Origin of the sequence: Snodgrassella sp. CFCC 13594 (genome assembly GCF_001590725.1) — a bacterium.
GTDB lineage: Bacteria > Pseudomonadota > Gammaproteobacteria > Burkholderiales > Neisseriaceae > Snodgrassella.
Map to the genome: position 1 here is coordinate 303,918 of NZ_LQXR01000001.1, position 12,565 is coordinate 316,482.

Here is a 12,565-nt window from a genome sequence, read left to right on the forward strand (position 1 = left end):
AGGATACAAGAACGAATCTTACTTATTTCAGCTGTTTTTACTGGGCCCTGAGGTATAGGCCCATTCTTTGTCAGTAAACATGCGTGCCAATGCCAAACCCATGGGTAATGCCACCACGATTAGCAAGGCTTGTATTGACCAATTGATGGCATTCAAAATGTTGTTTTGTTCCAGATAATATACAGCACGGAACATATATACCCCCGGCACCATAATGCACACGGCCGGCACCGATAACGCGATGCGTGGGCAATGACGGATTTGACTGAATACACAGGCCAATAAACCTACAAGACAGGCCGCCAGTAAACTTGCTGCTTGTGGAGGTACATGCCACCAATCGATGCTGCTCAGACGCAATGTGTTGGCTATCATACCGATGGCGGCTGCGGTTGTGGCTGTGCGCATTGGGCTGTTAAACATCAAGGAAAAGCCCAATACTCCAAAAAAGCTCGCCAATAGCCGGAACACAAACAATAGGCCATCGTTTAAGTGTGGGGTGAGTAAAGGCTGAGGCTCCATATTGACGCAAACAGCCACCAACCAAGCGGAGAAGGTGGCACAAAAAATGATGGCAACAGCATACCCAATGCGTTGGATGCCGGAAGAAAAATCCAATTTGGCCAGATCCAATACGCCTGTAATCAGTGGAAATCCAGGAATCAAAAATAACATGGAAGCGATGTAACCAGCCTCGTGTTGGGAATTGATGCCATAAACGTGCTTGATCACGGAGAAAATCAGGAAATACAAAGCCGCGGCCACTGCTGCTGCCACCATGGTGGCAAAAAAATGGTTGAGGTGTTTGTCCATCAACAATCGACGTACCAAGTGGCCTAGGCCCGCTGCGAAAAAGACACCAAGCATTTCCATGAAACCGCCACCCACCAAGAAGGTAAATGATGAGCACGCAATGGCGGAAAATAAGCCCGACATTAAAGGCCGATACAAGCCTGGCTGCTGTTCGATGCGGCTGAGCTGATGATCCAGTTCGTCAAGGAAATTAGGTTTGAACCATTGTGTTGGATTGGCTTCCAGATCGATGATGAGGGTCTCGATTTGTTGAATGCGGTGGTTGTTGACGCCAACGGAATATAGCGTGCAGACTTCAGTTTTAAATTGATTGCCTTGGCGGCAAGTGGAGTCAATTTCAGTGAGGGTGACGTGGGCTTGATTGACCACGCCCAGCATGTGGGCCACTTTCGCCATGGATTGCTTCACTCGATAACTGCCGGTACCCGATGCCAAGCATATTTTGCCCACCCGCAGCACAATATCGGATTTTCGGTTGAGCATGGATTCGGAGAAAGTATTGCTTGATTGGGCTGTGGTGTGGGAAGTAGACATTATTTGTATTGCAATAAAAAAATAAGTTAATAGTACTATTATAAACCCCATGATGGCATTGAGGCAGTTGCGAGAAAGCTTATTGTTGGTGCCGCCATCAGCAGGTATTAACGTCGCCAATGAGCACATTTTTAGTGTGATGGCAGTATAATCACTGCTTGACAGCATCACACGCTGCGATTGCCTTCCAATCTGATTGGATTCAACTTGGGGATGTTTCATGAGTGAAAAAAGAGCCACGGTAGATACCGTAGAAGCCAGCCTAAAGGCCAATATTTTGGCTGAGGCATTGCCTTATATCCGTCAGTTTTCAGGCAGCACCATTGTCATTAAATATGGTGGTAATGCCATGACGGACCCTTCATTGAAAGAAAATTTTGCCAAAGATGTGGTGTTGTTGAAATTGGTGGGTATTCATCCTGTTGTGGTACATGGTGGTGGCCCACAAATCAATGATTTGCTTAAAAAAGTGGGTAAAGAAGGTGTGTTTGTTCAAGGCATGCGGGTAACCGATGGTGAAACCATGGACATCGTTGAGATGGTATTGGGTGGGCATGTTAATAAAGAAATCACATCATTACTCAACCAACATGGTGGTCGAGCTGTGGGCGTGACTGGCCGGGACAGTCATTTCATCAAAGCAAAAAAAATGTTCATCAATACGCCAGAGCGAAATGGTGTGGATATTGGCCAAGTAGGCCAAGTGGAAAGCATAGATACTACGCTTATTGAAGGTATGGTTGAACGTGGCTATATCCCGGTGGTGGCGCCTATTGGTGTGGGTAGACAAGGCGAAGCGTTTAACATCAATGCCGATGTGGTGGCAGGCCGATTGGCGGAAGAACTGCATGCAGAAAAACTCATCATGATGACCAATATTGCTGGCGTATTGGACAAAGAAGGGCATTTGCTGACCAATCTGACACCCAGTAGAGTGGATGATTTGGTGGCTGATGGCACCCTTTATGGGGGTATGTTGCCGAAAATCAGCGCGGCATTGGAAGCCGCAACCCACGGTGTTAAAGCTACCCATATTATCGATGGGCGAGTGCCTCATGCGTTGTTGCTGGAAATCTTCACCGATCAAGGGGTGGGTTCGATGATTTTGGGCCAAGACAAAATGCCTTGAGTTCAACTGTGCATGCATCACAACAGCCAACAACCAAGCATGATAAACAGGTGCTTGGTTTCTTTTTCAGGCAGCCCGAGGACGAAAAGTCATGAGCCACGAATCTTTGGTATGGGTTTTGAACAAGCCTTATGGGGTGATTTGTCAGTTTGGTGAACACGAAAAACACCCCAGCTTAAAAAAATACGTGCCTATTCCTGATGTTTATCCAGCGGGGCGCTTGGATACAGACAGCGAAGGCTTACTACTGCTCACCGATGATGGTCAGTTGCAAGCCAAAATTGCTCATCCCAAATACAAAATGGAAAAAACCTATTGGGCGCAGGTTGAGGGCAGTGTCCATGATGCGGGTTTGGCCATGTTGCGCCAAGGCGTGGATTTGGGTGATTTTGTAACGCAGCCTGCCAACATAAGGGTGCTGCACCATACCGATACTGCGGCTTTGTGGCCACGTGAGCCGCCCATTCGTGTGCGCCAAACGGTGCCTGATTTTTGGCTGGAAATACGCATACGTGAAGGTAAAAATCGACAAGTCAGGCGCATGTGCGCGCGGGCTGGATGGCCTTGCCTGCGCTTGGTGCGGATCGGCATTGGCCCGTTTAATGTGTTGGATTTAAAATTGGCTTTAGGGGAATGTCGACGTATACCGATGCCGCAATGGCATGGACTTTGACATGGCTAGTGCAGCGACTATACTGGCAAAACACACATTTCAGGCAGCCTAACTGCGTCAGAATATCGGCTGTGGGCAGCTAAGGATAAATTATGTATTACGATTACGTGGTGGTGGGTGGTGGTGCCGGCGGTTTGGAACTGGTCTCCCGTTTGGGGCGTCATTTTGGTCGAGAAGGACACGATAAAGTGTTGCTCATCGATAAATCCAGCTACCACATTTGGAAACCGACTTTGCACGAGGTAGCAGTTGGCACCCTCAATCCGCAACAGGAGGGCCTCTCATACAGCATTTTGGCGCGTAGCAATCATTTCAGTTTTGCTTGTGGTCAGTTGTTGGATTTTGATCCCGAGAACAAAAGCCTCACGCTGGAAGCCGTATTCGATGATGAAAATGAGGCGGCTATCATTCCAGAGCGGAACATCCGTTTTGGCCAATGTGTATTGGCTATCGGCAGCGGCTCCAATTTTTTCAATACACCCGGCGCAGCCGAACATGCTTATGTATTGGAACACTCATTGGATGCTGTTGATTTTCAACAGCATCTGCTCAATCTCTTTTCCAAAGCCGCTTATGGAGACAACAAAAATCTGGACGTGGTGATCGTGGGCGCCGGGGCTACCGGTGTGGAGCTGGCCGCAGAAATGTTGGAAGCGTATCACGAAATTTTGCCCATTTTTGGTTCCAGCCAGAAGTTCGATATCCACATTAGCCTGATTGAGTCTGCACCCCGTATTTTGGCAGGATTGCCTGAACGCATTTCCGTTCAGGCAGCTCAAGCGTTGCGCGCCAAAAGCGTGTCTATTTATGAGAGCCATCGGGCGGTTGAAGTGGGTACCGATTTTGTGTTGATGGCAGATAAATTGCGGCCAGATGCAGAGCCGCAACGCATCCATGCCGATGTAGTGGTGTGGGCCGCTGGGATTAAAGCGGCGGAAAGCAATGCCGATTATGGCTTGCCGGTGAACCGCTTGAATCAATTTGAAGTTGATACACACCTGCAAACCCCGTTTGCAGGTGTGTATGCCTTGGGTGATTGTGCTGCCTGTCCATGGCATGATGATAAAATTTTGCCTGCACGTGCCCAAGTGGCGCACCAGCAGGCTTCGTATTTGGCTGATAAATGGTGGCATGAATACAAACAGCGGCCATTCACTCAATCTTTTGTATATAAAGATTATGGCTCATTGGTTTCGCTCGGCAACAATCAAGGGGTTGGTAATTTAATGGGCAGTTTGAGTGGTGGTAATTTCTTTATTGAAGGCTTGATTGCCAAGTGGATGTACATGTCTTTGCATTTAAAACACCATGCCGCCATTTTGGGCTATTGGAAAACTGGCTTATTGGCCATTGCCCGACTGGCACAAAGTCGTGTGTCGGGACGTTTGAAATTGCATTGATGTTGTTTCTGCATTGGTGTGTGGCTGAGTGGGTCGGTGTGTATATTTGCAGTTGGGTGCATGCAGCGCCAATGGCTTTCATTGATCTTTTTGTTGTTTATAGCCAATAGGCTGCCTGAAATAGATTCAGGCAGCCTATTGGTTTGCTCGGTGCCAGAGGGTGGCGTTGCTACATCGTGCCCAGTTAGGCACGCAACTGTTTGAGCACGGTTTTGATGGTGTGTATGCGTTGCGCCACGTTTTCCATCACCGCCGTCACACGCAAGCGATCAGGCCCAGCCAAGCGATAATTTTTGTTGCTTTGCATCAGCATCACGATTTGAGCGGGGTCGATGTGGTGGTGGCGACCAAAGGCTAAAGTGAGCACGTCTTCAGTGGCATCAATCGCATCTATACCCATTTCCTTGGCGACCAAGCGCAAGCGGTGGCTTTCAATTAAGGTTTTGACCGGTTCTTCAGGCAACCCAAAGCGATCAATCAATTCTTCGTGTACCGCATCGATTTGTGCCTCGGTTTCGCAGGTGGCCAATCGCTTATACAACACCAAACGTTCATGGATATCAGGACAATAATCTTCAGGCAAGAGCGCCGGACTGTGTAATTTGATGTCGGTGGTTACGCCCAGCGGCGCATCCAGATCGGGCACTCTGCCTTTTTTCAAATCGCGCACCGCTTGTTTCAGCATTTCGGTGTAGAGCGTAAAACCCACTTGCAGCATTTCGCCTGATTGACCTTCGCCCAAAACCTCACCAGCGCCACGAATTTCTAAGTCTTGCATGGCCAACGTAAAACCAGCGCCTAAATCATCGGCGGCTTCGATGGCTTCTAATCGTTTTTGGGCATCTTTACTCACAAATTCGGGCGTAAGCAAATAGGCATAAGCTTGATGGTGGGACCGGCCCACGCGTCCACGCAGTTGATGTAATTGTGCTAGGCCGAATTTATCTGCGCGATTGATGATGATGGTATTGGCATTGGGAATGTCGATGCCCGTTTCGATGATGGTGGAGCACAATAGGACATTGTAGCGTTGTTGTAAAAAATCACGCATCACTTGCTCCAGTTCACGCTCGCGCAATTGGCCATGGGCCACGCCGATACGCGCTTCTGGTAACAACTCGCCCAAACGCTCATAGGCATTGGCCATGGTTTCGACTTCGTTGTGCAGGAAAAATACTTGGCCGCCACGTTTTAATTCACGTAACACCGCTTCTCGAATCAAGCCTTCTTCAAAAGGCCGCACAAAGGTTTTCACCGCCAGACGTCGGTTGGGTGCGGTGGTGATCAAAGAGAAATCGCGCAAGCCTTCTAAGGCCATACTCAAGGTTCTCGGAATCGGTGTGGCTGTAAGGGTGAGTACATCCACATTGGCGCGCAAGCGTTTGAGTTGCTCTTTTTGGCGCACCCCAAAGCGGTGCTCTTCATCGATCACCACCAGCCCCAAATTATGGAACACCATGTCTGGCTGAACCAATTTATGCGTGCCGATGACGATGTCTACCGTGCCTTTGGCCAAGCCATCCAGTGTGGCTCGGGTTTCTTTGCTGCTGTTGAAGCGGGAGAGCTGCGCAATTTTGATGGGGAAATCAGCGAATCGATCCACAAAATTTTGGAAATGCTGTTCAACCAACAAGGTAGTGGGGGCCAAAACCGCCACCTGCTTGCCTGCCATCGCCGCCACAAAAGCCGCGCGCAGAGCCACTTCTGTTTTGCCAAACCCCACATCTCCACAAATCAGCCTGTCCATCGGCTTGTCTGCGGTTAAATCTTTTAAGGTAGCAGCGATGGCCGCTGCTTGATCTTCGGTTTCTTCATAACCAAAGCCATCGGCGAAAGCTTGATAATCTTGTTCGTTTAACGCAAATTGATGACCACTTTGCGCCGCGCGCTGCGCATAAAGATTGAGCAACTCTGCCGCTGTGTCGCGTGCCTTTTCGGCGGCCTTATGTTTGGCTTTATTCCACGCGCCATGACCCAGTTTGTGTAGTGAAACACTTTCGTGTGCGTGGCCCGCATAACGTGAAATCAAATGCAACTGCGACACTGGGACATACAATTGGGCATTTTCAGCATATTCCAAAAGCATCATTTCAGTATTGCCTTCACCCAAGTCTAAATTCACCAAGCCCATGTAGCGACCTATGCCATGCTGCTCGTGAACCACTGGGTCGCCGATATTGATTTCAGCCAAATCGCGCAGCATGCCGTCGGAAATGGCATTGTGCTTGCGCCGCGTGCGTCTGCCGCGCACCACGTATTGATACAAATCCGCTTCAGTGACCACCGCCAATGCTCGCTCGGGTAGCTGAAAGCCAAAAGCAATGGGCGCTACCGTAAGACACAATGGTGCATTGCTATCCAGAAAAGCTTGCCAGTCAGCCACAGGCGTCATGGTTAAACCATTTTGTTGCATAAACCCCAACATGGTTTCTCGGCGCCCCAAACCCTCAGCACATAACAAAATCCGTCCGCCAAAGGCTGCCTGAAATGCTTTTAAAGCGGTGAGGGGTTCAGGCGAACGCCGATCAACTGCCACATTGGGTAGCGTTTGTGCATTTTGGGTTTGCCACTCTGGCCAAATTTGGGCATAAGGTTTGATGCGTGCGCCAAATTGGTCTTCACTCCAATACAAATGTTGCGGCGGCAATGGTGGGTAGGTTTCATCGCCTTGTGCCAACCCATAGCGGTTTTTTACTTCCTGCCAGAATTGGGCTGCTTGTTGGTGTATTTCGCCTAAGCAAATGAGCAAAGCATCTGTGGGCGCATAGTCAAATACGCTGGCACAATCTTCTTCAAAAAACAGCGGTAAATAATATTCCACACCGGCGCCGTATTGGCCGTTGGATACTGCTTTATATACGGCTGCTTGATTGGCATCGGCTTGAATTTCTTCGCGAAAACGGCTGCGAAAAATCTTTTGTGCATCGGCATCAGTGGGAAATTCATGCGCGGGCAATAAGCGGATTTCGTTTACGTTGGCTAAGGTGCGTTGGGTGTCGGCATCAAAGGTTTTGATGCTGTCGATTTCATCCCCAAATAAATCAAGACGATAGGGTGTATCGCTGCCCATTGGATACAAATCAATGATGCCACCGCGAATGGCAAATTCACCACTGGCCACGACGTGTGACACATTGTTGTAACCGGCTTCGATAAGGTTGTGTTTGAGTGCGTCCACCTTGAGGTTTTGACCTGTTTTCAGCCAAAAGGTACGGCCCATTAAAAAATGCGGTGGCACCACTTTTTGCATGGCACTGGCCACTGGCAGCAATAACACGTCTACTTGCCCATTTTTTAATTGCCAGAGGGCAGCCAGTCGCTCAGACACCAAATCTTGGTGAGGCGAGAAATGTTCATAAGGCAATGTTTCCCAATCTGGGAAAAACACAGCGTTGGCACTGGGATCGAAAAAATGCCAAGCTGCTTGTAGGCGCAATGCTTGCTCGGTATCGGCGGTCAGCACGATTTTGGTACGGCTGTGAGGCAGTTGCTCGCTCAGTAATAAGGCAAACTGCCTGCGCTCAAATCAGCCAAATGGCTTTGTGATGGGCTTGGGGTACGGGGAAAAGAGAAGGTATGGCTGACATGGCTATCCGTGTGCAAATAATAACGGCAATAGGCTGCCTGAAAGGTTTCAGGCAGCCTTAATACTCATCTGAGATGGGGCTATTCTGTGGTTACACAAGCAACCGAGACTCATTTTAATGGCTTGCCAGCGCTGCCGACAAGGTGTTTATTGGCTGATTTCTTTTAATAGAGCGGTCTTCAAGGCCAAACGTTGTTGAGTGTCTTCTAGCTTGGGGGCATAAATCAAAAAGCTGTCTTCGACACGCTCATCCAAGGTGGCAATTTTGGCATAACGAATGCTGATGCCAAAATCTGACATCACCTCGGCAATATTCGATAATAAATAGCGGCGGTTAAAGGTGATGATTTCCAAAATATACCAGCCCGCATTGTCTTCTTCATAAATACTCACCCGTGGCGCGATGGGCAGATGGCGGCTCCGCCGCCCCAATGGCTTGGCGGGGGCGTCTATGTGGGGCGTGAGCTCACCTTTCACAAACTGATCTAACGAGTGTTCCACTTTATGTTGAATGCGTTGGTAATCCTGAGGCAAGCTGGCATTGGGCATCTGCAGGATGAATGTGTCGAGAATGTAGTTGTGTTCAGTAACATAAGCCCGTGCTGCTAAAATATTGAGTTCGTGGCGGCTGAAAATATAGCTTAATCCAGCAAATAGCTTGGGCCGGTTGGGCATATACACCATCACTTGCATGGTGTCGGTATTGGGCAGCAATTGGGTGTGGGCTTGAGCCTCATGTTCGTGGTTAACGAGTTTAGGTAGTTGCCACAGGATTTCTTGTATTTCATGGCGAACAAAATAGGCCTCACCCAATAAATGCCATAGTTCGCGTTGCTTGGCTGCACTCACATTCAAACGCGCCAACTCGTTAATGGCGCGTTGTTGCCGGTTGTTGACCACCACGGCACGATCTCGCTTTTCACCAGAAATCAGTCGCAAGGTTGCCTGAAACAGGCTCTCCAACAAGCTGGCTTTCCAACTGTTCCATATTTTAGGGTTGGTGCCGCGGATGTCGGCTACCGTGAGGAGGTACAATGCCACCAAGCGTTCATGGGTTTGTACCACCCGCGCGAATTTAGCCACCACTTCCGGATCTTGAATGTCTTCCTTTTGCGCTGTTATCGACATCAATAAATGCTCTTGCACCAGCCACGCCAACAGCTCGGTTTCTTCTTCTGATAAGAAATGATCTTCGCCAAATTGGCGCGCATCGGCAACGCCTTTTTCGGCATGGTCGCCACCACGGCCTTTGGCAATATCATGAAATAAAGCGGCGAGATAGAGAATATGCTTGCGCTCAAAGGAATGCATTAAGCCTGACGCATACGGCAGTTCGTGACTGTGTGCGTCCATAGCCAAGCGGCGCATATTGCGCACCACCATCAGAATATGGTCGTCCACAGGGTAAATATGAAATAAATCATGCTGTAAAAGCCCCACGATTTTGCCCCATGCCGGCAGATAGCGGCCCAAGATGCCATACAAATTCATAAACCGCAGTAAATGAGTGAGTCCATCACCACGGCGGAAAAAGCCGATGAAACGATCACGGTTCACTGGATTGTCGTAAAATTCGCTGCCGATTTTTTGACCCACACGCCACCAACTGCGCAATGTTTGCGGGGCCAATCCCACAATGTCATTGTGTTGCTGGGCGATATACATGGCTTTAAAAAGGTGAGTGGGTTTCTTTTGAAATAGCTTTTTATCCTTTACGGCCAGCAAGTTGCCTACCTGGTAATAATCCTCATCAATGTCTACCACGATGCGTGGCAGGGCAGAATAGACACGGCCGCGTAACATTGGTAATAAAATCCCACTGAGCTGTTTGATGGTTTTGGTGGCACGGTAAAAAGCCCGCATCAGTTTTTCACTGGCGCGGTATTTGACATCGTCGGTAAATCCTAAATTCAGTGCAACCTGTGCTTGTAGGTCAAAAATCAGCCGTTCTTCTGGTCGGCCTGCAGCCAAGTGTAGGTCAATGCGGATTTTGGCCAATTGTTTGTGGCTGTGGGTGAGCAGCCCAGCTTCCGTGCGTGTGACGATGTTTTGCTGCACCAAATTATTCACTTGGGCATTTAAGCCTTGCGCTTTTGCCAGCCACACCAGGGTGTGCACGTCACGCAGCCCGCCCGGCGCAGTTTTGACATTGGCTTCCAATAGGCTGCCTGCACCTTGGGCTTTGGCATAGCGCTGTTGTTGTTCCAGTAGTTTGCCTTCAATAAAGGAGGCCACGTCACGTTGTAAATTGAGTTGATTGACAAATTGTTGAGCCAATCTGTGGTTGCCGCAGATAAACCGAGCTTCTAAAAATGCAGTATCGCTGGTTAAATCCTCGCGTGCGCTTTCACACAATTGGACTAAGCTGCCAACTTTGGGCGCCGGCAGCATGTGCATGTCCCACAATACCTGAATAAATTCAGCAATATTTTCTTGCGTGGCTTCATCCGGTGGCGTAGCCGTGACCAAGGCAATGTCCATGTCTGAAAAGGGATACATTTCGCCACGCCCAAACCCGCCAATGGCCATCAAACACATATTTTGGCCTTGAAAATAGTCTTGCCACAATGCACCCAATGCCGATTCTAAAATTGCCACATGGCGGCGAAAAAAAGCAAAGGTTGTCGCCGCGCTAAATATTGTTCGGTTATGGTTTGCTTTTTTTGTTGCAATTCCTGGGCCACGGCTTGTATCAATGACTGATTATTGTGCATGGTTAATGGGTTTCCGAGTGGTGTTGGCGGTATGCATTTTGTAGTGGTGTAATGCTGGACAAGCGGGCTTGGTCAATGCTTGTGGCCAATTGTTGGGGATCAGAAATGGTGCTGGCCAGCATGGCAGTGTCTATATTTCGAGCGGCAAGCAGTAAATTGAGCCAATGGTCTTGTTGCGGATAATCTGTTTTTTCCTTATGTAGTCGGCCACGGGCATCTGCTATACAAACGCGCAAAAGTGAGGCAAAGCGATCAGGTCTACGCCACGCATCGGTTTTGTGCAAAATAGTCAAAACGGTGGCGGGGCGCAATTGGCTCACAGCATGAATACGAATGTGATAGGCACATACCAAAAGTGCCAACTGCGCGCAATGCTTGGGCACATGCCAGCGTGTATTCACCGCTTTTACCAATTCAATACCCGCTAAGTCATGGCCGTGATGTCGGGGCAATAGTGTTGTTGGTGTTTTGGCTTTACCTACATCATGTAATAAAGCCGCATAGCGCTCGGTTAATGTGTATTGATGTTGCGCTGCATAGTTGAGTGTCATCAAGGTGTGAATCCCAGCATCAATTTCTGGATGGTATTCAGCTCGCTGCGGTACCCCAAATAAAGCATCTACCTCTGGCAGCAGAATAGCTAAGGCTCCGCAAGCGCGTAAAGTCTCGATCATGCGTGCCGGATGAGCTTCCATTAGGCCGCGCGACAATTCTTGCCAGACTCGCTCAGGTACCAAAGCGTTAACTTCACCGTTGTCGACCATGGTGCGCATTAACGTCATGGTTTCAGGGGCAATCTGAAAATCAAACCGAGCAGCAAAGCGGGCAGTGCGCAAAATGCGCACTGGGTCCTCAGTAAAAGCCAAGCTGACATGCCGTAACACGCCTGCTTGCAAGTCGGCATGTCCACCATATGGGTCAATCAAATTGCCTTGTTGGTCTTCGGCCATGGCATTAATGGTTAAATCGCGGCGTTGCAAATCTTCTTGAAGCGTGACATTGGCGTGGGCATCAAAGGAAAACCCTGCATAGCCGGCAGCGACTTTGCGTTCAGTGCGGGCCAATGCATATTCTTCATGGGTTTGCGGGTGCAGAAAAACTGGGAAATCTTTGCCTACTGGTCGATAGCCAGCTTGAATCATGTCTTCGCCGCTGCTGCCCACTACGACCCAGTCGCGGTCGCTAATGGGTCTGTTTAATAAGCGATCGCGCACGGCACCGCCCACTAAATATACGTTCATATCAGCTCCTGTTTGGAGCTATTGTGCCTTAAATATAGTGCAAAGTTAATGGGTGGTGTGGTTGTATTGGGCTTTTTGGCTGAAGTAGCAATGAATCTTAATTTTTCTTCCATAATGTAATTTAATTACATTTTATAAATTTAAATGTAAAGATGTAATCTTTTGATAGTGGTTGCCTGAAAGGCATTGTTGTCTATGAACCAGCTTGCTTTGCGCAATTTTGCATCTTAATGGCTGCTTTGAAAATTCACAGTCAAAATGCGTTATTTTTGCCATTTGAGGATGATATATATTGAAAAATAAATTTATTTATCTATAAATATTCAAAAATAAAATAAAATAAGCAAGATTATGATGAATTTAATGGGGGTAATTATTTTGTTTTATGACGTTTGAAATGCATAATCAAACTGAAATTGACATTTTCTGTTGTATATTAACAATTGCATCTTGTTGTAAAAATTTAAAAGATGTA

6 protein-coding genes and 1 pseudogene are annotated in these 12,565 nt (G+C 48.3%); 3 read left to right on the forward strand and 4 right to left on the reverse strand.

The genetic code is table 11. The annotated features are described in order from the left end of the window. Positions 1-27 precede the first annotated feature (27 nt). Positions 28-1,347 carry a threonine/serine exporter ThrE family protein gene (locus A2F46_RS01415; protein ID WP_197457511.1) on the reverse strand — a complete coding sequence of 440 codons (1,320 nt, stop codon included), beginning with the start codon at positions 1,345-1,347 and terminating at the stop codon, positions 28-30. Positions 1,348-1,567: 220 nt separating this feature from the next. On the opposite strand from A2F46_RS01415, the gene argB reads away from it, so the two are divergent. The 3 genes from argB to A2F46_RS01430 all read left to right on the forward strand — a co-directional run bounded on the left by argB (position 1,568) and on the right by A2F46_RS01430 (position 4,549). Beyond that, positions 1,568-2,476 (forward strand): acetylglutamate kinase, encoded by a 909-nt coding sequence (gene argB / locus A2F46_RS01420; protein WP_066565761.1) that lies wholly within the window; start codon positions 1,568-1,570, stop codon positions 2,474-2,476. Between the two features lie 91 nt (positions 2,477-2,567). Beyond that, positions 2,568-3,149 (forward strand): pseudouridine synthase, encoded by a 582-nt coding sequence (locus A2F46_RS01425; protein WP_066565763.1) that lies wholly within the window; start codon positions 2,568-2,570, stop codon positions 3,147-3,149. Positions 3,150-3,241: 92 nt separating this feature from the next. Further along, positions 3,242-4,549, forward strand: coding sequence for an NAD(P)/FAD-dependent oxidoreductase (locus A2F46_RS01430; protein ID WP_066565765.1), 1,308 nt, complete (start codon positions 3,242-3,244; stop codon positions 4,547-4,549). Positions 4,550-4,733: 184 nt separating this feature from the next. On the opposite strand, the pseudogene mfd reads toward A2F46_RS01430, so the two are convergent. The 3 genes and pseudogenes from mfd to A2F46_RS01445 all read right to left on the reverse strand — a co-directional run bounded on the left by mfd (position 4,734) and on the right by A2F46_RS01445 (position 12,090). Beyond that, positions 4,734-8,136 (reverse strand): annotated as a pseudogene (gene mfd, locus A2F46_RS01435) (transcription-repair coupling factor). 146 nt (positions 8,137-8,282) lie between these two features. Then, on the reverse strand, positions 8,283-10,733 hold the full coding sequence (glnD, locus tag A2F46_RS01440; RefSeq protein WP_231867668.1) for a [protein-PII] uridylyltransferase: 2,451 nt from the start codon (positions 10,731-10,733) through the stop codon (positions 8,283-8,285). A gap of 118 nt (positions 10,734-10,851) precedes the next feature. After that, complete coding sequence (locus tag A2F46_RS01445) at positions 10,852-12,090, reverse strand: multifunctional CCA addition/repair protein (protein WP_066565770.1); 1,239 nt, start codon at positions 12,088-12,090, stop codon at positions 10,852-10,854. Between the last annotated feature and the right edge of the window lie 475 nt (positions 12,091-12,565).